Annotated in this window: 18 protein-coding genes; 9 read left to right on the top strand and 9 right to left on the bottom strand. The window is 40.0% G+C overall.

What is annotated here, in order from left to right:
• Window position 1 precedes the first annotated feature (1 nt).
• The 4 genes from Q4597_RS05120 to Q4597_RS05105 all read left to right on the top strand — a co-directional run bounded on the left by Q4597_RS05120 (window position 2) and on the right by Q4597_RS05105 (window position 3,843).
• Entirely contained in the window at window positions 2-490 is a 489-nt protein-coding gene (locus Q4597_RS05120) for a GTP-binding protein (RefSeq protein ID WP_303405055.1), read from the top strand.
• A gap of 65 nt (window positions 491-555) precedes the next feature.
• Window positions 556-2,010 carry a vanadium-dependent haloperoxidase gene (locus tag Q4597_RS05115; RefSeq protein WP_303405053.1) on the top strand — a complete coding sequence of 485 codons (1,455 nt, stop codon included), beginning with the start codon at window positions 556-558 and terminating at the stop codon, window positions 2,008-2,010.
• Between the two features lie 138 nt (window positions 2,011-2,148).
• Entirely contained in the window at window positions 2,149-3,417 is a 1,269-nt protein-coding gene (locus Q4597_RS05110) for an acetyl-CoA hydrolase/transferase family protein (RefSeq protein ID WP_303405051.1), read from the top strand.
• A 24-nt stretch (window positions 3,418-3,441) separates the two neighbouring features.
• Window positions 3,442-3,843, top strand: coding sequence for a group III truncated hemoglobin (locus Q4597_RS05105; protein ID WP_215913046.1), 402 nt, complete (start codon window positions 3,442-3,444; stop codon window positions 3,841-3,843).
• On the opposite strand, the gene Q4597_RS05100 is transcribed toward Q4597_RS05105, so the two are convergent.
• The gene (locus Q4597_RS05100) at window positions 3,840-4,310 is read right to left on the bottom strand and encodes a pyridoxamine 5'-phosphate oxidase family protein (protein ID WP_303405049.1); all 471 of its coding nucleotides are present in this window, start codon (window positions 4,308-4,310) and stop codon (window positions 3,840-3,842) included. The two genes, Q4597_RS05105 and Q4597_RS05100, sit on opposite strands and share 4 nt — an antisense overlap.
• A 235-nt stretch (window positions 4,311-4,545) precedes the next feature.
• Here Q4597_RS05100 and Q4597_RS05095 point away from each other — a divergent pair, with 235 nt between their 5' ends.
• On the top strand, window positions 4,546-5,937 hold the full coding sequence (locus Q4597_RS05095; RefSeq protein ID WP_303405047.1) for a Gfo/Idh/MocA family protein: 1,392 nt from the start codon (window positions 4,546-4,548) through the stop codon (window positions 5,935-5,937).
• Between the two features lie 63 nt (window positions 5,938-6,000).
• Here the strand turns inward: Q4597_RS05095 and Q4597_RS05090 are convergent, their stop codons facing one another.
• The 8 genes from Q4597_RS05090 to Q4597_RS05055 form a co-directional block, all read right to left on the bottom strand.
• Complete coding sequence (locus Q4597_RS05090; RefSeq protein WP_303405045.1) at window positions 6,001-6,822, bottom strand: universal stress protein; 822 nt, start codon at window positions 6,820-6,822, stop codon at window positions 6,001-6,003.
• 31 nt (window positions 6,823-6,853) lie between these two features.
• Window positions 6,854-8,215, bottom strand: coding sequence for an oxygen-independent coproporphyrinogen III oxidase (gene hemN, locus Q4597_RS05085; protein WP_303405043.1), 1,362 nt, complete (start codon window positions 8,213-8,215; stop codon window positions 6,854-6,856).
• A gap of 73 nt (window positions 8,216-8,288) precedes the next feature.
• A complete protein-coding gene (locus Q4597_RS05080) occupies window positions 8,289-8,498 on the bottom strand; it encodes a hypothetical protein (protein ID WP_215438613.1) in 210 nt (69 codons plus the stop codon).
• A gap of 9 nt (window positions 8,499-8,507) precedes the next feature.
• The gene (locus Q4597_RS05075) at window positions 8,508-9,014 is read right to left on the bottom strand and encodes a DinB family protein (protein WP_303405041.1); all 507 of its coding nucleotides are present in this window, start codon (window positions 9,012-9,014) and stop codon (window positions 8,508-8,510) included.
• A 158-nt stretch (window positions 9,015-9,172) separates the two neighbouring features.
• Entirely contained in the window at window positions 9,173-10,297 is a 1,125-nt protein-coding gene (locus tag Q4597_RS05070; protein ID WP_303405039.1) for a glycerate kinase, read from the bottom strand.
• 10 nt (window positions 10,298-10,307) lie between these two features.
• Window positions 10,308-11,912, bottom strand: a complete 1,605-nt coding sequence (locus Q4597_RS05065) for a sodium:solute symporter (RefSeq protein ID WP_303405038.1) — start codon at window positions 11,910-11,912, stop codon at window positions 10,308-10,310.
• Window positions 11,913-12,211: 299 nt separating this feature from the next.
• Complete coding sequence (locus Q4597_RS05060) at window positions 12,212-13,522, bottom strand: amylo-alpha-1,6-glucosidase (RefSeq protein WP_303405036.1); 1,311 nt, start codon at window positions 13,520-13,522, stop codon at window positions 12,212-12,214.
• Between the two features lie 90 nt (window positions 13,523-13,612).
• Complete coding sequence (locus Q4597_RS05055) at window positions 13,613-16,291, bottom strand: TonB-dependent siderophore receptor (protein WP_303405034.1); 2,679 nt, start codon at window positions 16,289-16,291, stop codon at window positions 13,613-13,615.
• Between the two features lie 194 nt (window positions 16,292-16,485).
• On the opposite strand from Q4597_RS05055, the gene Q4597_RS05050 reads away from it, so the two are divergent.
• From Q4597_RS05050 to Q4597_RS05035, 4 genes are all read left to right on the top strand, one after another.
• Entirely contained in the window at window positions 16,486-17,511 is a 1,026-nt protein-coding gene (locus tag Q4597_RS05050; protein WP_289061383.1) for a LacI family DNA-binding transcriptional regulator, read from the top strand.
• A gap of 164 nt (window positions 17,512-17,675) precedes the next feature.
• Window positions 17,676-18,644, top strand: coding sequence for a YafY family protein (locus Q4597_RS05045; RefSeq protein ID WP_303405533.1), 969 nt, complete (start codon window positions 17,676-17,678; stop codon window positions 18,642-18,644).
• Between the two features lie 176 nt (window positions 18,645-18,820).
• Window positions 18,821-19,711, top strand: coding sequence for a sugar phosphate nucleotidyltransferase (locus tag Q4597_RS05040; RefSeq protein WP_215438620.1), 891 nt, complete (start codon window positions 18,821-18,823; stop codon window positions 19,709-19,711).
• The gene (locus Q4597_RS05035; protein ID WP_303405030.1) at window positions 19,711-20,775 is read left to right on the top strand and encodes a phosphotransferase enzyme family protein; all 1,065 of its coding nucleotides are present in this window, start codon (window positions 19,711-19,713) and stop codon (window positions 20,773-20,775) included. Before Q4597_RS05040 ends, Q4597_RS05035 begins: the two co-directional genes overlap by 1 nt.
• The last annotated feature ends 106 nt before the right edge of the window (window positions 20,776-20,881 follow it).

The raw sequence follows: 20,881 nt of genomic DNA, 5'->3' as shown, positions 1-20,881 counted from the left end.
TATGAAACCGCTACCCAACGAAATTATACTTCGCCCAAGGTTTCAATTGGATGTGACCGAAACCAAAGAGTTGGTTCTCCAAAAATTTGAGACCGCCGCATACCCTCCTTTTCTAGTTAAAAAGCTTGACGAACATGTTTTTATCAAATTTGATACTAAAAACAATCATTTTTGGTCGCCTCAACTTCATTTACAGATAGATGAATTAGATGAAACCAATTGTCGTATCTACGGTGTTTTTGGCCCAAACCCAACCTTATGGACCTTCTTTATGTTCGTACATTTTATAATAGCCTGTTTATTCATCATTTTGGGAATTTGGGCCTATTCCAGCTCCTCTTTAAACAAACCTTATCATTTACAGTTAGGATTAATGATAACATTGATAGTGCTATGGTTCGCTCTATATTTTTTCGGAAGGGGCGGCAAACAAAAAGGAAAACCCCAAATGAAAGAATTATATGCCTTTATGACGAAAGTTCTTACGTGATAAATTTTGAGATTTTAAGGCCTTCCTTATATTTGAAAGTTAACAACAACCTAACAATCAACCAAATGAAACGTATTTTAATGCTAACCCTTACCGTAGGGTTATTATACTCCGGCGTAGCATTCGCCCAAAAAAATCAAGAAGAACCAAGAGGAACGGAAAACATAGCCTATAAGTGGGGTAAAATGGCTTTGGATGCAACAGCTTCGGACACCGAAAAATTTAAACCCAGGCCCACCATAACCTCCCGTTACCTAGGTCTGATTTTCGTTTCTATTTTTGATGCATGGTCTAGATATGACAAAAACGCTATACCTGTTTATCTGAAAGGCGTAGACCGTAGGCCCGCAGGTGAGCAAAATCTAAAAAACAAAGAGATTGCCATTAGCTATGCCGCCTTTGGAGCCATGAAGGAATACTATTATTCAGATACGGAAATGTTCCGGAAATTTATGGTAGACTTAGGGCTTGACCCAGATAATACTTCAATGGACCCAAGCACTCCAGAAGGGGTTGGGAATTTGGCCGCAAAGTCCACTATTGAAGCTAGAAAAAATGATGGTAGTAATCAATATGGAGAGGTTGCAGGCTCTAACGGAGAACCCTATTTTGATTATACCAACTACAATCCCGTGAACACCGCAGATGAAAATACGGATATTAACCGTTGGCAACCCAAGTATTTCTCCGATGGAAAAGGAGGACAATATGCCCCAGGTTGCCTTACCCCTTACTGGCAAAAGGTAACCCCAATTACCTTAACTTCAGCGGATCAATTTAGACCGGGGCCTCCCCCAATGGTTGGCTCCGAACAATTAAAGAAAGAAGTTAAGGAAGTGGTAGACCTACAAGCCAATCTTTCGGATGAAGAAATTGCGTTGGTTGAATTTATGAGAGACGGACCGCAGTCCGTTCAGCAAGCCGGTCATTGGCTTAAGTTTGCCCAAGATGTTTCTCGTCGTGACAACCATACTTTAGATCAAGATGTAAAAATGTATTTCCTAACGGAAATTACGGCTATGGACGCTTTTATAGCTTCGTGGGATTCAAAAATGTTCTATGATTACGCCAGACCGTATGCCTTAGTTCATGAGTATTACAAAGACCAAACCATTAAAGCTTGGGGTGGACCCGGTAAGGGAATAGTTGAAATGAAAGGACAGGAATGGAGACCTTACTCGCCAGATATTTTTCTATGCCCACCTTTCCCTAGTTACACTTCGGGACACAGTACTATTAGTGGTGGTTGTGCCGAGGCGCTTCGCCTTTTTACAGGCGATGAACATTTTGGGGAATCCGTAGAACTTATTCCTGGTTCCCTAACCGAACTGGATTCAGTCCATTTTGGGAAACCGGTTACCATACACTTTCCAACATTTACCGAAACCGCAAACATGGCGGGTATCTCACGCGTAATGGGCGGGTATCATATTCAAGCCGATAATATAGCTGGTCTACAGCTAGGACGGGATGTAGCTTCTCAAGCATGGAAGTTTTACAACAAGCATTTGGGCAATTAAGTAAAATAATTTGTACTATAAGCAAAAATGGGAATCCTAAAGGGTTCCCTTTTTTTTAATGGCACTAGCCAAAATATGATATTGTTCATGTTTTAAAGAGCCTCTAGTATAGATATTTGCATGACAAAATAGATTGTTATGAAAATTGTTTCCAAAGCCGAGGCCGCAGCATCCGTAAAATCCGGAGACCGTGTATTTTTTCAAGGGGCCGCAATGACCCCTAATGTTCTTATAGATGCCTTATGCGATAGGTATGAAGAGTTGAAAGATGTAGAAATTATATCCATACATACCGAAGGCGATGCCAAATATTCCCGAGCACCTTATAACAAAAGCTTTAGAATGAATAGCTGTTTTGTTGGCAGTAACATTAGGAACATGGTCAATAGTAACTTGGGGGATTATATCCCTATTTTCTTAAGTGAAATCCATCTATTGTTCAGACAAGGCATCTTACCTATAGATGTAGCCGTGGTACAAGTTTCTCCTCCTGACAAACATGGGTATTGCTCACTTGGTGTTTCGGTAGATGTTACACTGCCGGCAATTCAAATGGCGAAAAAAGTAATCGCACAGATTAACCCTTCCGTACCCAGAACCCATGGGGATGGCATCATTCACATTAATAATATTGACTGTGCCATTGAGGTAGATCGCCCTATACATGTACATGATATCCTATCCATATCTCCCGTTGAAGCCCAGATAGGCAAAAACGTAGCCGAACTGATAGAAGATGGTGCCACCTTACAAATGGGTATTGGAAGCATACCTAACGCAGTATTGAACAATTTAGGCAACCATAAACGGCTAGGTATCCATACCGAAATGTTCTCAGACGGGATACTGCCTTTAATAGAACAGGGAGTAGTAACAGGGGAGGACAAACAGATAAAAACCGGAAAAATTGTTACCTGCTTTGCCGTAGGGTCACAGAAATTATATGATTTTGTGGATGACAATCCTTCGGTACACTTTAAGGAAGCTGCCTATACCAATGACACCTCCATTATAAGAAAAAATCCAAAAGTAACGGCAATTAATAGTGCTATTGAAATAGACCTTACAGGTCAAATTTGTGCCGATACCATTGGCAGCAGACAGTATTCCGGTGTGGGAGGGCAAATGGACTTTATCCGTGGCGCATCACTTTCAAAAGGAGGAAAACCAATTTTTGCCATGCCATCGCTTACTGCAAAAGGTATCTCTAAAATAACCCCCTTCTTAAAACAAGGAGCCGGGGTAACTACAACAAGAGCACATGTTCATTATGTGGTAACAGAGTATGGCGTAGCGCATCTTTTTGGAAAAAACCTAAAAGAAAGAGCCAAAGCTTTAATTGCCATAGCCCATCCTGACTTTAGACAAGAACTTGAGCAGGCCACTTACGAACGCTTTAAGAACTAAGCCTAATAGTGTATTTTTGATGTAATGGAAAAAAAGGAAATTAAAAGCAGAGACGATGTACAGCTACTTGTTGAAACCTTCTATGGAAAAATACGGGAAGATGAAACCCTTGGTCCTATTTTTAATGGAATCATTTCTGATTGGGAAGCGCACCTAAAGCTTTTGACCGACTTCTGGGAAACCCAACTTTTTCTGCAGCGCAAATACAATGGCAACCCTGTTACCGCCCATCAAGAAGTAGATGATAAAACTCATGGTACAATAACTTCCGAACACTTCGGTATTTGGTTGAATCATTGGTTTGCCACCTTAGATGAGCTTTTTGAAGGAGAAAGAGCTTGGATTGCCAAAAACAGGGCTCAAAAAATGAGCACCATGCTCTTCATGCAGATGTATCAGCATAGGCAGACAAAACCAAATGCTTAAGTGGTTGCGTTTCTATATTTACCTACTATATCGGAAATATGAATACAATACACTACAGGTGCTTCCTTGGATTCAATTTTACTTGAAAAATCGCCAATAAAATCCACCTTAGTTTCTTCATTTCTATTTAGAAGCTCGTGCACACCATTGGCAAAGGTGTGAAGGTATTTTTTGGCCGTAGGTCCTTTTAATTCTTCAAACGTACCATTAACCTTTACGGAACGCCAATTATGAAAGGCCTCAATATCATCAACTTGTAATGCCACCTGAGAATAGTTACGCATAGATTCAACTTTATGGCCCTCCCCTGAGTAACTTATCAAACATTTATTTTCCCTATCATAAAAATAGGTAACCGGAACAATATGCGGACTCCTACCTGCCACATAGGCCAAATGACCTATACAATGGTCACTTAAAAATTGCATGCAATCATCCTGTTTCATTTCACTAACTAATTTTGCCATAACTGTTTTGTTTTGATTGCCATAACTGTTTCTTACTAGTAAATATAACAAGTTTGCAAATGGAATGCTATGATAATTATCAGTTTACGGAAAGTAATCCGTTTTAATAGTTCTTTTATATAAAACCACATACGCCTAGAATGCTCATTTTTGGCAATATCCATGATTTGCAGTAGCGATAACAATTGTCTAAATTACACTTCCAAACCACCTAATCAGTAATCGTCCTCAAAACATGAAACAAAATTCCTCACGAAGATATTTTCTTAAAAAAGCCGCTTTAGGTTCTGCTGCAGTAACCTCTGCCCCATTTATTTTATCGGCATCTAAAGATGAAAGCCTCCTAATGCAACGTGCATATGAAACCAGTGTATTCACGTCTAACGACCAAATAAACCTTGCCCTAATCGGAACCGGTATCCAAGGCATTTTTGATACCCAAGCGGCACTTACCGTTTCCGGTGTAAAACTGGTTGCCGCATGCGACCTCTACACCAGTAGGCTGGAAAGGGCCAAAGAATTATGGGGCGAAGCAATTTTTACGACCCGGGATTATAGAGAAATTTTAAATAGAAAAGATATTGATGCCGTTATCATCGCCACTCCTGACCATTGGCACCAGAAAATAGTGATAGATGCCCTACAGGCCGATAAACACGTTTATTGCGAAAAGCCTATGGTTCAGCAGTGGGAAGAAGGCCAAGCTATTATTTCTGCCCAAAAAGCATCCGGGAAAATATGTCAAGTAGGTAGCCAAGGAATGTCGTCCTTAGGAAATGAAAAAGCCAAGCAATTGTACAAGGAAGGTGCCATTGGCGATATTGTAATGTTGGACTTCTACAATGACCGTTATTCAGCGGAAGGTGCTTGGCAATATCCCATTCCACCAAATGCCAGCAAAAAGAATGTTGATTTTGACACATTTCTTGGGAAAGCCCCCAAAGTTCCTTTTGAGCCCAAACGATTCTTTAATTGGAGAAATTATAGAGACTATGGAACCGGTGTTGCAGGTGACCTCTTTGTTCATGCCTTTTCCACTTTGAACCACGTAATTGATTCCCACGGTCCTGACCGAGCCATGGCTACAGGAGGATTGCGATACTGGAAAGACGGCAGGGATGTGCCTGATGTTAGCATTACGCTTTACGATTATCCAAAAACTGAAACCCATTCCGCTTTCAACGCTGCGTTTCGTATCAACTTCATTGCCGGAAGCGGCGGTGGTAGCGGTTTTAAACTGATCGGCACCGAAGGAGAAATGGAAATCGGCCAAAATTCCGTTTCCCTAAAACGCTCTAAACTTAGTCTGGTTCCCGGTGGTTACTCTCTTATTTCTTTTCCCGAAGCTATGCAAGAACAAATCAAAAACGGATATGCCCAGCAAAATCTGGAGACCAGAGCCTCCGCTTTAGAAACCGGAACTACCAAATGGCAAGCACCAAAAGATTACAAAGGTGGTCATCACGACCATTTCTATAATTTCTTTACCGCCATAAGAGAAAACGGAAAAGTCATCCAAGACCCAACGTTTGGATTACGGGCCGCCGGAGCAGCGTTACTGGCCAACGAAAGTTATTACAAAAAGGAGCCTGTACAATGGAATCCTACAGAAATGAAATTAAAATAGGCTACAATAAAAAGGGCGGCCCGTATAAAACGTACCGCCCATAGTTGCGTAGTTTAAGTGCATCTATATTTTAAAGGTCACCACCGGAATATTAGAGTGGTTTACAACATCTTCGCCAATACTTCCCATAAAGAAATGGGCCAAGCCTTTACGGCCATGGGTAGAAATACCAATGGCATCGGCACTATTATTTTTACTGTAGTTTAGAACACCGCGCTCTACACTATAATCATTATATATTTCAACTTGCAACGCTTGGTTTACCTTACCAATAAAGTTATTTATACGCGTATAAATATCATTGGAACTCATAAAATTATCGCCTGGCGTATTAATATACACTAAATCCAGTTCTGCGTTAAGCATAGTTGCAAAAGCTTTTGCCTTTTCAAAACCTGCAATACTTTCCTCCTTAAAGTCGGATGCGAAGACAAAACGGTTAATAGTAAAATCCGTAATCTCCTTTTTGATAACCAATACGGGAATATCAGCATTTCGCACGACTTTTTCAGCATTGGAACCAATAAAAATTTCTTCTAGACCATCCGTGCCGTGAGAACCCATAACAATAAGTTCTGCATTATGATCCGCAGCAATTTCATTCACCTCACTAAACACTTTGTAATGTTTAATTATGGGGGTAACCTTTAGGCCTTTTAAATAAGGTTTATTAAGAAATTCGTTAAATCTTTTCTCGGCCAATTTTATTAGAAAAACAGTTTGCTCAGGGTGAAATCCCTCCGTAGAAGTTATCATGGCCTGGTTAAGTTCCAACATATGCAGTGCCAAAATTTCGGAGCCGTGTTTCTTGGCTAATGATACCGCCACTTTTAGGGCATATTCTGACTGTTGGGAGAAATCTAAGGGTACAATTATTTTTTTCATGGTATATCTATTTTTAACGATTAGGGCAACATTAAACGGTCATAGAAAATAATTTTCTTTGGGGCTCTTTTTTATGTAACAGAACATCAAACGCCATACATATATTCCTGATGAAAGGACGTCCTTTTTCGGTTACCTCTATACCTGAGCAACCTATATTTACCAATTTATCCTCTTCCATAACACGCAGCCTTTCTACAACCTCATCTATCCTTTCAAAACGTTGACTGAACAAACCCCATGAGGTTTTAAAACCGCACATTAAATTTAGGATATGCTTCCTAATTACACGATCTTCATCCGTTAAGATATGACCTCTATAAACCGGAATAACTCCATTTTCAACCAAATGTTGGTATTCTTCAATACCTTTTACGTTCTGGGCAAAACCGTACCAACTATCACTAATGCTCGAAGCTCCCAGACCAATCATGGCTTGGGTCTTAGATGCGGTATACCCCATAAAATTTCTGTGTAAACTACCAGACTCCATGGATTTGTAAAGTGAATCTGTTGAAAGAGCAAAGTGGTCCATACCAATTTCATGATAACCAACTTCGGCCAACAGGGCCTTACCGGTCTCGTACTGTTGGCGTTTCTCTTCGGCTGTTGGCAAATCGGCATCCTTGTAACCTCTTTGGCCATTTCCTTTTAACCAAGGCACATGTGCATAGCTATAAAAAGCCAAACGGTCTGGGCGTAATTCTTTTGTGCGCAAAATAGTTTCCTTTACATGTTCCTCTTTTTGAAAGGGAAGGCCAAAAATAATGTCGTGGCCCACAGAGGTGTAGCCAATCTGCCTAGCCCATTGCGTAACATTTTTTACATTGGCAAACGGTTGTATACGGTGTATAGCTTGCTGTACTTTTATATTGTAATCCTGAACGCCAAAACTTACGCGCCTAAAACCAACATCATATAGCGCCTGTAAATGTTCTTTGGTAGTATTATTAGGGTGTCCCTCAAAACTAAACTCATAGTCCTGGGCTCTTTTGGCTAGGCTAAAAATACCTTTGATCAGGTTTTTTATGTGCTCAGGAGAGAAAAAAGTAGGTGTACCACCTCCCAAATGCAGTTCTTTTATAATTGGGCGTTCCGAGAATAGATCACAATACAGTTTCCATTCCTTTAATACGGACCGGATGTACGGTTCCTCTACCTCATGCCTCTGCGTAATACGCTTGTGGCAGCCACAAAACGTGCACATGCTTTCGCAAAACGGTAAATGTATATATAAACTTATGCCTTCTTCTGCATTGCTTTCTTCAAAACTTTGGATTAAACTGGATTTCCATTTCTTAACCGAAAAATTATCCATATTCCAGTATGGAACAGTGGGGTAGCTGGTATATCTAGGTCCGGCTACGTTATACTTCTGAACTAAACTACACATAAATTATATCTTGTTTGATACAAACTTAGTCCAGTTACAATACTTAAAATATGATATTTATCAGGTGCGAAGATTATAGCTCCTCACAGGCAAAACCTTGCTCTTGTAACAATGAGGCTACCTTAGAGGAATGCTGACAGGTTTCGACCCGGAGGATATTGTCACAATCCTCCAAGTCAAAATTCCATCTACCTTCGGGTTCTACCATACGATTTAAAAAGGGCTTTAAATACCTTATTTCCTTTCGTTTTCCTACAGTTGTTTTAAAAACTAGAACAGTCATACCAAAGATTTAAGCTTCCGATCTATCATAAAACATGGGTGGCTCAATACCCAAGGCCCGTAAATACACATATCCCTGACCTCTGTGGTGTATTTCATTATCTATAAAATATTGAATAGATGATATGATAGTACCCTCATACTCCCCAAACAATTTAATGGTCTCCTGAAATTTTTCAATTCCTATCTTAGACCAGTTGGCATTGATTTCTTCTGTAGTTTTGTCCCAAAGCTCCAACACCTTGCTTTTACTGTTTCCGTGAGCTACCTCTTCCGTAAAAGGCACCGCCTTACCTGTCACAATTTCCTGAATACCTGGCCCCGCAATGCTTAACAGTTCATCAACCATTTTTGAAAACGGGCGCATACCGCCAATGGAGAAATCAAAATAATCTTTCTCTGGAAAAGCTTCAATTACCTTTCTGGTCAAAGCTCTATGCCCTTGCCAATGGGCCAATAGTTCGGCAGGAAGAATTACTTGTGCTACTTGTTCGTTAGGAGAAATTGCTGTGTTCATAATTTACATTTTTAAGGTTCGTATTGTATTACAAGAACAAATGTAAAAGGGGGCAGTGACAGCAGTTTGTCAGTAGTAAAATTGAAATGCTATATTTTTTTAAATCGATTAAAACCCACTTCATATTTTAAGCTGATTTTAAGTCGATTACACCACCCCTATTGTATCAGCTTGGCGAAATTATAACTGGCATTCACCAAATTTGAATAACTGGAAGCCATAGCTTGGGGTAAAGTAGAAATTCCCCTTACGATTGAATTTACATAGGCCAAACCAAACTTTTCTTGCTGTTCTATGGATATAGAAACCGAACCACACAGCGCAGCAACCGGAATGTTATTTTTCTGGGCAGAATTGACCACTCCATTAATAGTTTTACCGGATAAGGTCTGTTCATCTAGTTGGCCTTCACCCGAAATAATCCAATCGGCATCTGCAATTGCGTCATCAAAATGAGCCAGTTCCTTTACCAAATCTATACCGGAGGTCAGCTCTCCCCTTAGAAAAAGGATAGCCCCACCCCCAATTCCACCAGCGGCACCTGAACCTTTTATTTTTTGAAGATTTGTATCGTAGGTGTCCAACGCTACTTTGGCAAAACTCTTTAAGCCTTTATCCAAAATTTCAATTTCCTCTGCGGAAGCTCCTTTTTGCGCCCCGTATATCTTTGCCGCACCATTTTCGCCATAAAATGGATTGGAAACATCGCAAGCAATTTTGAATTTGGCATTGGCCAACAACGGATGCACCTGTGAAGCATCAATACTCTTTACTCTATTTAGACTACTTCCTATAGGCTCTAACTCCTTACTGAAGTCACCTAAAAAACGATACCCCAAGGCATTGGCCATACCCATACCGCCATCGTTCGTGGCGCTTCCACCTATTCCCAAAATAATTTCTTTCGCTCCCCTTTCTAGCGCATCCGCAATAAGCTCTCCTGTTCCAAAAGTAGAGGTGTGCATACAGTTCCTATCCGCATCCTCTAATAATTTTAGTCCGGATGCTTCCGCCATTTCTATATACGCAATATGAGTTTCAGCCGCATATAAATATGAGGCGTTTATAGGCCTGAATAAGGGGTCGTTTACCGTTATGGCAACCTTCTCCCCCTGTATATAATGTTTAACCACATCAATAGTGCCGTCCCCACCATCGGCCAAAGGCATTTTTAAGATTTCGGCATCATTAAACACCTTCTTTAAACCCTCCTCTACAGCGTCACAAAATTCAAATCCATTAAGGGAACCTTTAAATTTATCTGGGGCTATTATAAACTTCATAAATGTGATTTTAGTTCAAAATACTAGGCAACGAAATACTGAACATTACTATAGCCGCAAAATAGGCTAACAAAATAGCCACCTCTTTCTTCCCGGAATAGTAAACCACCTCCAAGCCTTCATTAACTTCCCTCTTAACCGTATAACTGACCGCAAGAGCTACCAAAACAGTAACCAAACATCCTAGGGCGTTCCACCAGAACCAGAAGATTTGGGGCACATATAACCAAAGATAGATATTAAACAACACCCCAACCACAATTCCAATATTAGCTCCAAGGGCATGTGTTCTCTTGGTAAGAATTGCCAGAATAAATGCCGCCAATATAGGTCCGTAAAAAACGGAACTTATTTTATTAATGACCTCTATGACCGTACCTTCTATATTTCCCGCAAAAAAGGCAAAAAACAGACATACAAGTCCCCAAAAGATAGATAACAGCTTTGAGTAGGTCATATATTTTTTGTCAGCCATATTGGGGTTAAACCGTTTCACAAAATCCTCCATAGTAACTGCGGAAAGGGAATTTACGGTAGAACTTAAAGTAGACATAGCCGCAGACATAATGGCAACGATAAGTATACCTATAACACCATTTGGCAAATATTTTATAATGAAAACCGGCACCATTAAATCTGCCTTTTTTCCTTCCAAGGACGAAATATTGGCTTGATAAACCACATCCATCTGTTCCTGAAAACTTGCATCCTGAACCAAGAGGGTACCCAATACAAGTCCCATAATACAATAAGTTAACGTAAAGGGAAACCTGAGCAGGCCATTGGCCATCATTAACTTTTTAAGATTGGACATGCTGCTTGAAGACAACAACCGTTGTGACTGGGTCTGATCTGTTCCATAGTAGGAAGCATATAGAAAAAAGCCCCCAATTACCATGGGCCAGAAACCAAATTCGTCATTACCCTCTGCATTTGAAAAACCCCATTTGCTAAAATCAATAGCCGTAACACGGTTCCTATCCACATGGGTCAAAAAATTATCCATGCCGCCCAACTCACTAAACCCGTAGAAAAGACAGATAATAATACCAATGAAAAGAATACTCATTTGGATAACATCTCCCCAAATAACCGCTTTCATTCCCCCTTGGTAGGAGTAAACCATGGTAATCAAACCTATGATCAAAATGGATATCCAAAAATCCAACTGTATGGTTGCTTGTAGAATCAATGCCATGGTGTAGACCATTACACCTGTTGCTACGGACCTACTTATTTGAAAAACAAAACTGATAAGCAAACGAGATGAAGCATCAAAACGTTTTTCCAAATATTCATAAACACTTACAATTCCAGATTTATATAAAGTTGGCAGTACTGCAATCAGTAAAAAAGCCATTGCCAGAGGAACTCCTAATTCATAGGCCAGCCATTGCATACCTCCACCATCTTTTAGCCCAACAAAGGCCGGTGCAGATATAAAACTGATAGCCGAAAGTTGTGTAGCCATAGCCGAAAGGCTTAAGGGCAACCAAGATGTTTTTCTCCCCCCTAGGAAATAATCGCCCCCGGAATTATTTTCCTTGAACAAAAAGCCCAGCCCCAAAAAGGCTACTAGGTAAAGAACGATTATGATATAGTCTAAATAATTCATGAGTACAAATACTTTTGGTTTGGTGTCCTATTCTTTATTCTGTTCAACACTCAGAATATGATAAACATTTGCCATACAATTATTTTAGAATTCTAAAAATATAGCAGAAATATCTTATATTTTAATATAATTGACTCTCCATGGCGGAAATTGTATTCAATTAACAATTTACCGCCATTTTGAGTCTCATGAGAACAAGAGACGCTCAACAACTAGCAACCAGTCTACGATAACCGCCCAGGTTATACGCATACATAGACTTGCCTCCTATCCTCAATCTACATTACAACAGAGTACTTTTAACTCTTTAACAAGTCTATTACCAGTGCTGCACTCCACGAGAAGTTATCACCACCATATCCTTTTCTTTTTTCCTCTCCGGTATCTTTCCTACAATCGAAATATTCAAAAAAGCCGTCTCTCTCAATAAGTTCTATGGAATCTTGCTTAACGCGATTTGCAATATCATTGTAACCATAATCCTTTAATCCGCGGTACAACATCCAATTCATATTGATCCACACAGGTCCTCTCCAGTATTTTCTTGGGTTAAAACGATCATCAGTAGGATCAAAGGATGCACAAAGGTATTTGTCATCTCCACCAAAGCGATCCATCATGGTATGTACTAATTCCTCAGCTCTTTCTTTACTGGGAATTACAGCGAACAATGGAGAAAAGGAAGATGAGGAGACGTGCCTGATCGGCTTTTCATTCCTTAAATCATAATGAACATAAGCGCCCAATTCCGTATTCCATAGTTTTTTATTGAAAGATGCAATACTCTTTTCCTGGTTTTTACGCAGGTAGGCTATTTTATCTTCATTACCTCCTATCATTTCATAAAGCTCTATTAAAGCCTGATTTGATTTAATGAGCATGGCATTGAACAGTGGATCTTGCACCAAAAACGGGGAAAGTTCGGCTATTTTAGTATCATCATAGTTGTTCTCTTTTGCAATATCAATGATGTATAAATAATGGTCGTACTCTCTCTTGGATGGTCTTTCCGAAGCATCAACATGAGTAGTATCTTTTCGTTCAAAAGTATATTCCGGCGGATTCATCGTATCCCAAATATCGTCCCATACCGGAGAGTTGTCCGTTCCGGATTCCCAATTATGATAAATGTAAACCAAACCTTCATTTTGAGGGTCTCGGTTTTCATAGAAATATACATGGTTGTCATATACCTTATCTATCTGCCCTTTTATAAAATTGAGCATATCTTCCTTATCCTCTACAATGTTGAGCATATCCTGTAGAATAAACCCTGTAACCGGAGGTTGGGTCATGCCTGTAGATTTATATTGCTTTGAAGAAAGAGGATGCAGATCCGATCTATGGAAATCGTGACCCGGAAAATAAGAATCATCATCTGTATGAAAAACAATGTGCGGTATAAATCCATTATCCCACTGTGCATTCAACAAGGTCTCTATTTCCTTTTTTGCGTGATCAGTATTGTAATGGGCAAGGCCAACCGCAATAAAACCACTATCCCATTTCCATTGGAACGGATAGAGTCCCTTACTGGGGATAGTAAAACCTCCTTCTTGAAAATTGGCATCTAAAACGCTAATTGCCCTATTGATTATATTTTCTTTCATAACATGCGTAAGAATAAAACACATTGGCAGCAAGCCACCACCAATGTGCCTTTGAATTAAAAACTACTTAACTAAATCTTAAATTGATTTTTAGAAGTTGAAAGTGGCCGTCAAGAAGAACCTTCTTGGAAGTATGGGACGACCTACAAAAAACTCTGTTTCGCTCTGGCCAGCGGCACCTGCCCTAGGGTTACCTTCCGTAATACCATCACTATCAAACAAGTTGAAGATGGAAAAACCTAAACGCACGGACTGGTTTTCTTCCGGTTTACCAAAAGTGTAACCTGCGCCCAATCTACCAATTGGAATAGCATCTAGTTCTATGTCATTAACATCAGAAGCATATTTACTGCCCGTGTAATTCACACCAAAGTTGGCATCAAATTTATTGTTGTCATAATAAGCTCCCAACGACCCTAAAAAGTTAGGTTGTCTTGCTAATTTGTTCCCTACGTTGGCTTCTGTAGAGGTGCCGTTCACCAAATCAAAGTCTGTGTTTTTAGTAATTTCATGACCTTGGTAGGTTACTGTTCCCCTTAGGTTAAAATTACTCGCCACTTCATAATCACCTGTAGCCTCCAAACCAATGGTTCTAGTATCTTGCTCAGAACGGGTTTCATCAATTAACTGTCCGCCAACAATAGCTTGCTGTATTTTAACCCTGTCCTTTAAAGCCACATAGTAAGCGGCAACCGATCCGGAGAACTTAGGCGTACCAAACTTGGCACCGACCTCAAACTGAATAATATTTTCTGGGTCGTACGGATTTTCAGAAATACCCGCTACTGGTGCAAAACCCCTTATTTGAGGGAAGAAATACCCTTTTGAGAAGTTAGCATAAAGGTTGGTTGCATCGCTCAACTCATAAAGACCGGCAAAAGAAACCGCCCAACCTGAAGCTTTAATAGAAGACCTAATGAAGCTTCCATCTGCAGTTTGCACATCGCTCAATGCTGTAGTCAACTCGGGGTTGTCATAAACCGTTGCACTTGTTATTCCGCCCTTAGCGTTCTCACCATCTGTATGCTCATATCTGAAGCCTACATCAAAACGCCATCTATCAAAAATCATCTCATCGGTTAGATAAAAAGCCATTCTATTCTGGGACAGGAAGTTATTTGAGGTCTGACCGATACGGTTGTACAAACCGCCTTCCGAATAAACTACATTATCTCCGGTCCCATCTGTATAGTTTAGATTTACCAATCTAGGGGCATTGTTAAACTCGGACAAAACACGATACTGGTAATTTACATCCTCTGCCTCTGTACGTGCTATAAAAGTACCTAAGGTTATGTTGTGGCTACCGCCGTTCATGGTTTCAATGGATTTTGTCAACGAAGCCTCTCCGGAATAATCCGTCATTGGTCGTAAACGGTCTACGTGAAGGTTGTCTATTACCAAATCTGAACCGTTTACTTGAGAATTAGGATTTCCTCCTTGGTACTGTGCGGTGTACCCTAGATTGCCAGGAGCAATGCTTGCCACGTAGTTATCTAACGTAATAGGATTACCATTATCTCCGTTTCCACCAACATAAAGGGCAAAATTATGCTTGTAGTTTGCGTATTTTACTTTAGACTTAAATCTTAGGTCATCTTCCAATCTGTAGTCAAAATCTGCCAAAAGGTAACCACCTGTGGTAGAAACACCATCGGCAATAGGGCTATTGTAAGTCCCTCTCGGGGTAAGAAAAGAAGTATTGGCCAGTTCACCGGTCAATAACTGTTCTACTGGCTCACCGTCATTTCCGGCCAAACGCTCTCTACTTCCACCGGACAAAGGTAACGGAAGGTAGAACTGGGCCTTATCATTTATAAACTGACCATGTACGGTAAACGAACCTTTATCAAATTTCTTCTTAATATTGGCTCTGAACTGCACCCCTTTTGTAGGCAACCCTGTATCTATGGGTCCACGATCATGTCTTACAAATCCGGTAAAAGCATAGTAGGTATTGGAATCTTCTCCACCCAATTGGCCACCGCTGTAGAAGTCGGTTTTTAACCGTCCCATATTGGCAACTTCTAGGTTTATAATATTACCAGGATTGGTATCTCCCGTTTTACTTGTATAGTTAATGATACCGGCCACAGAACCTGCACCATATAAGATGGCAGAACCACCACGTACAAATTCCACCCCTTTAAAACCAATATCCGGTCTTGCGTATACATCATGCGCGGAAGAATTTAAACCAAAGGTGCTCATTAAAGGCATACCATCATATTGTAGAGGATTGAATACATACTGACCACCAGAAGGCAGACCTCTAACAAATACATTAGTTGCCGTTTCACCACCACCACCTTCTGCAGTAATACCAGGCACACTTCGCAAAATATCTGCCTGGCTATTGGCCGATAGTTTCGTGATTTCTTTCATTTTTACAGAGCTAATGGACAATGGAGCTTGCTTTTGAGACCTGAATGTACTGGACGCGGTCAAAACCACCTCATCTAATTGTTGCCCTCCTTCTTGTAGCACAAAATTTACAGTTATATCCGCTCCATTCAATTCCACTTGCTTGTCAAGCGTAGTGAATCCTAAATATGAAGTTCTTAGGACTTGGCTACCTTCTAAATCTGTTGTAAACGTATAGTTGCCATCAAAATCTGATGTGGTACCGGAAGTACTACCAACTAGTATAATATTCGCTCCTGGAATGGGTTCCCCAGCACTATCCGTAATGGTTCCGGATATTCCTGTCTGGGCAAAAGCACCAGTACTGAGTAGGAGACCGACAACCGCAAAAATTACCTTTTTCATAATTGTAGTTTTAAATTGAGTGAACTTGAGTTATTGTTAATTTCATAATACACAGCCAAAACTATTTGAATATCATATTATTTCGACAAAAAAATTACAAATTTGATATGCAAACGTTCCCGCAATCGTTTGCAATTCTTAATTTTATGCCAAATAAAATTGCATTACGCTGAAAATCAATAGGGTTTTATATCATGAGCAAACGACACAACACCACTTTAAAAGAACTTGCAGAAGAATTAAATCTTTCCGTATCAACCGTTTCGCGTGCTTTAAACGACCATCCGGATATAAATGCAAACACAAAGCAAAATGTAAAAGACTTGGCACGAAAAATGAACTATTCACCCAACTTGTTCGCACGAAGTTTCCGGTCTCAGAAAACGAACATCATAGGGGTAGTCGTCCCCAACATTTCTCACTACTTCACTTCTACGGTTCTTAAGGGCATATTGGAGGAAGCCGAAAAACAGGGTTACCGAATAATTATATCAGAATCTAATAACAGCGAAGCCAAACAGACGGAAATGCTCAATACCATGACCCAGTTTGGAGTTGATGGTATATTAATGTCGCTCACCAGAAAAATTGAAAAAATAGATGACCTCCTGCAAACTTTGAATCGGGTACCTGTTGTCCTGTTTGACAAAGTTTCCCAAAAAATACCGTGTACCCAGATTGTTATTGATGAAGAACAAGCAGCGTTTAATGCCGTGGAGCACCTAATTGAATTGGGAAAAGAACGCATAGCCATTATAAAGGAAACGGAGAATTCATACAATTCCGAAAAGCGCTATGCAGGTTACCTTCGCGCTTTGGAACACCACGGCATCAAAATTCGCGAAAAGATTATTTTAAGTACGGAAGATATCTCACTTATTCACGGTAGGCGCCTTACCAACATTCTTCTAAGTATGAAAAAAAGGCCGGATGCCATTTTTGCCATTACGGACAATGCCGCCATCGGAGCCATAAAGGCGCTCAATAAATTCAAGGTTAAGATTCCTGAAGAAATTGCGGTAGTAGGCTTTAGTAACTCCGCAAATTCCAAAATTATTCAACCGGAACTAACTACTGTAGACCAACCAGGTGACAAAATTGGTCGCACCTCCGTTAAGTATCTTATAGAGGAAATTGAAAACCCGTCCCAAGACGTCATCACTAAAACAGTTGAGATTAAAACCACACTGGTAGTCCGGGATTCTTCCCTACGTGCTTAATTTCAGCTCTTTTTTGGTAATGCTGACAAGCTGTTGTCACCTTCTCCCATTTTCTTTGTGCCTACAAAATGTGCGCAAGGTACGTGAACAGCTAAAAAATGAAATTCCGAAATTATTCAGGTCAGTCTCTGAAGTTTTATCTTTGGAATATATACCGCACTCTTATGGGCTTGGACACCATTAATAGATTTGACCGCATAGTAGCTATATTAATTCAACTGCAATCTAAACGTATAGTTAAAGCGCAAGAATTGGCTGATCGTTTTGATGTTAGTCTGCGAACGATTTATAGAGATATTCGTTCGTTGGAAGCTTCGGGTGTGCCTATTTCCAGTGAAGCCGGCGTAGGCTATTCCATTATGGAAGGGTACCGCCTCCCTCCAGTTATGTTTACCAGAGAGGAAGCCTGTAGTTTTGTTGCCGCGGAAAAATTGATGCGAAAATTTACGGATACTTCATTAGGTTCTCATCATAAATCCGCTATGTACAAGGTAAAGTCGGTTTTAAGGGGAAAAGAAAAAGATTGGATTTCCACTTTGGAATCTCAAGTCTTAATAGACCCGTCCCAAACACCTTTTGACGAAAACATACCCAACGCGCTGGAGATTTTGTTTGAAAGTATAGCGGATAAAAAACAGGTGTTTCTAAAATACCATTCTTTGAATGCGGAAAAACCATCCGATCGTTTTATTGAGCCTGTAGGGCTTTTTCACGAGAATAATTTTTGGTACGTGCTTGGCTATTGCCACATAAGAAAGGACTACAGACAATTTAGAACGGACCGAATGCTGCGTATTGGCAGAAGCCACCAACCTTTTACATTAGAACATGGCTTATTGGACGAGCACTTGAACAAACAGCCCGAAAGGAAAAAAACCAAGGTTGTGATTTCTATAGACAAAGCTATTGCCCGGTACATTTCGGCTGGAAGAAAACAATATGGTTTTGTATCCGAAGAGGTAAAAAAGGACAAAGTTCTTATGACCTTTATGACTTCGGACATTATAAATGGCTTCCCCAGGTGGTATCTTATGTTTTGTGATTACGCCGAAATTTTAGAACCTAAAAGTTTAAAAAACCGAGTTATCGAAATTCTGAAGGAGGCCCAAAACCGACTCGCACAAAATATTTAAAAGGCCTTCTACGCCTTTATTTCAATTTACAAACGCCAAAAAATGCATCCATTATCAGCTAAACGATCAATGCTTAGCAATCCACAAGATGTCAAAAAATTGTTATGTAAATAGAAATGACCTACAAGTTTTCAGGTTAAAACCTTATTTTAGCGGCTCTCAAAAAAAAGAAAGACATGACCTTATTATTAATGGCCGCTGGTAGCGGTAGTAGATACGGAAAACTAAAACAATTTGACGATTTAGGCCCTAACGGCGAATTCTTAATGGAGTTTGGCATCTATGATGCTCTCAAAAACGGCTTTGACCATATTGTTCTCATTACTAAGAAGGAAAATGTTTCTTTGGCTGAAAATCATTTAAGACCAAAATTACCCGCCAATATTAAACTAGATGTTTTGGCTCAAGAAATTACAGATTTACCAGAAGGATGTTCATTCTCAGGGGAGCGTAAAAAACCTTGGGGTACGGCGCATGCCGTTTGGACTGCTAGAAACGTGATCAATGGTCCTTTTGCAGTTTTAAACGCAGATGATTTTTATGGTCAATCCGCTTATGAAAACGCGGCTAATTTTGCCCGAGAGCACAATAATGATAATACATTTGCCCTAGTTGGGTATACCTTAAAGAATACCTTGTCCGAACATGGTTCCGTATCAAGGGGAGTTTGCCAAGTGAACGGAGACGATTTGATCTCTGTTGATGAGCGCTTAAAACTTGAACCTAAAGATGGTAAAGTACTGGATCTTGATTCTGGCAATGAATATACCGGCGAAGAACAGGTGAGTATGAACTTTTGGGTTTGCCAACCTTCTATCTTCGATAAAATCGAAAGTGAATTCAGAACGTTCCTTGCTGATGATAACCTAGCTACGACTAGCGAACTTTACATTCCTAAAACGGTTCAAGAAATGCTGCAGGCGGGAGAAATAAAGGTAAAGGTAGTACCTTCTGGCGGTGATTGGTTTGGTGTAACGTACGCCAGCGACCGTGAAAAAGCCGTTGCCAACCTTCAAGGCAAAACAGATGCGGGCAAGTACCCTTCTCCGCTTTGGCCAAAACAGTAATGAGTAGGTATTCCATAAAACACCTTAATGAACTATTAGGGCACTTTTCGGTGCCCCGAACAAAGTACTTGATCAAACCGTTAACAGACGGTTTGATCAATGATACTTTCTTGGTTTTTGATGGCCCTACCCCACTCTACATATTACAACGTGTAAACCATTTGGTTTTTACAGATGTAAAAGGGGTCATGAACAACATTCAGCAAGCCTTTATCTATTTACAGGACCACGACTACAGTAAAATAACCTTGGTACCGCCACAAAACGGAAACAGCCATTATATCTCCCCAACAGGAAACCATTGGCGTCTAATGACGTTTATTGATGGTAGCACGGCATACAATACTACGGAAGACACTAATATTGCTTTTGAATCGGGAAGGATAATTTCCAAGTTCAATTTACTTTTACAACAAGCGGATTTAAATGATTATGTAGATACTATACCTCGTTTTCATGATATCGTATTACGGGAAGACCAATTTAAATCTGCCCTTAAATCTGCTGCTCCAAATAAATTGGAAACTGCCCAAGAGGCCATAGCTTTTACCAAGGCGGTCTTAAAAAAACTTTCCATATTAGATTTAACGAAGTTACCGATCAGGGTTTGTCATAATGACACCAAACTAAATAACATTCTCTTTTCAAAAGAGAGCAACAAAGCGCTTTGTCTTATTGATTTGGACACGCTTATGAAAGGCTATTTCCTTTACGATTTTGGCGATGCCGTACGAACTATAGCCAATACCGCCGCAGAGGACGAAAAAGACCACAGTAAAATTGTTTTTAACGAAGCTCTATTTGAAGCTTTCATAGACGGCCTTGCAACAAACAGTTCCTTCTTAACCAAGACAGAAATTCAAACGTTACCATGGGGTGCCGTTCTCATGCCTTTTCTGCACGGTATACGGGCATTAACGGATTACCTGAACAACAACATCTATTATAAGGTAGCTTACGAAAATCAAAATTTGGACCGTAGCCTAAGCCTATATAATTTTACAAAAAAAGCATTGGACCGTATGAGCTATATGGAAAAAGTGGTAAACGAAAAGTTGTCTTAAATTGAATATACCCCTGTGCAAAGTGCGCACGGGCAACTTCATATTTATTTTAGCTCCAACAAACCTGGAATAAAAGCTAGATTAAGCATCAACTATAGTATTTTTA

Origin of the sequence: Zobellia sp. 1_MG-2023, from assembly GCF_030549125.1 — a bacterium.
In the GTDB taxonomy this organism is placed as follows: domain Bacteria; phylum Bacteroidota; class Bacteroidia; order Flavobacteriales; family Flavobacteriaceae; genus Zobellia; species Zobellia russellii.
This window is presented reverse-complemented; position numbering and strand designations above follow the sequence as displayed.

Excerpts from the sequence above, each read along its gene's own strand:
- Q4597_RS05120 (WP_303405055.1), top strand. The coding sequence starts at position 2 with ATGAAACCGCTACCCAACGAAATTATACTTCGCCCAAGGTTTCAATTG.
- Q4597_RS05115 (WP_303405053.1), top strand. The coding sequence starts at position 556 with ATGAAACGTATTTTAATGCTAACCCTTACCGTAGGGTTATTATACTCC.
- Q4597_RS05110 (WP_303405051.1), top strand. The coding sequence starts at position 2,149 with ATGAAAATTGTTTCCAAAGCCGAGGCCGCAGCATCCGTAAAATCCGGA.
- Q4597_RS05105 (WP_215913046.1), top strand. The coding sequence starts at position 3,442 with ATGGAAAAAAAGGAAATTAAAAGCAGAGACGATGTACAGCTACTTGTT.
- Q4597_RS05100 (WP_303405049.1), bottom strand. The coding sequence starts at position 4,310 with ATGGCAAAATTAGTTAGTGAAATGAAACAGGATGATTGCATGCAATTT.
- Q4597_RS05095 (WP_303405047.1), top strand. The coding sequence starts at position 4,546 with ATGAAACAAAATTCCTCACGAAGATATTTTCTTAAAAAAGCCGCTTTA.
- Q4597_RS05090 (WP_303405045.1), bottom strand. The coding sequence starts at position 6,822 with ATGAAAAAAATAATTGTACCCTTAGATTTCTCCCAACAGTCAGAATAT.
- hemN (WP_303405043.1), bottom strand. The coding sequence starts at position 8,215 with ATGTGTAGTTTAGTTCAGAAGTATAACGTAGCCGGACCTAGATATACC.
- Q4597_RS05080 (WP_215438613.1), bottom strand. The coding sequence starts at position 8,498 with ATGACTGTTCTAGTTTTTAAAACAACTGTAGGAAAACGAAAGGAAATA.
- Q4597_RS05075 (WP_303405041.1), bottom strand. The coding sequence starts at position 9,014 with ATGAACACAGCAATTTCTCCTAACGAACAAGTAGCACAAGTAATTCTT.
- Q4597_RS05070 (WP_303405039.1), bottom strand. The coding sequence starts at position 10,297 with ATGAAGTTTATAATAGCCCCAGATAAATTTAAAGGTTCCCTTAATGGA.
- Q4597_RS05065 (WP_303405038.1), bottom strand. The coding sequence starts at position 11,912 with ATGAATTATTTAGACTATATCATAATCGTTCTTTACCTAGTAGCCTTT.
- Q4597_RS05060 (WP_303405036.1), bottom strand. The coding sequence starts at position 13,522 with ATGAAAGAAAATATAATCAATAGGGCAATTAGCGTTTTAGATGCCAAT.
- Q4597_RS05055 (WP_303405034.1), bottom strand. The coding sequence starts at position 16,291 with ATGAAAAAGGTAATTTTTGCGGTTGTCGGTCTCCTACTCAGTACTGGT.
- Q4597_RS05050 (WP_289061383.1), top strand. The coding sequence starts at position 16,486 with ATGAGCAAACGACACAACACCACTTTAAAAGAACTTGCAGAAGAATTA.
- Q4597_RS05045 (WP_303405533.1), top strand. The coding sequence starts at position 17,676 with ATGGGCTTGGACACCATTAATAGATTTGACCGCATAGTAGCTATATTA.
- Q4597_RS05040 (WP_215438620.1), top strand. The coding sequence starts at position 18,821 with ATGACCTTATTATTAATGGCCGCTGGTAGCGGTAGTAGATACGGAAAA.
- Q4597_RS05035 (WP_303405030.1), top strand. The coding sequence starts at position 19,711 with ATGAGTAGGTATTCCATAAAACACCTTAATGAACTATTAGGGCACTTT.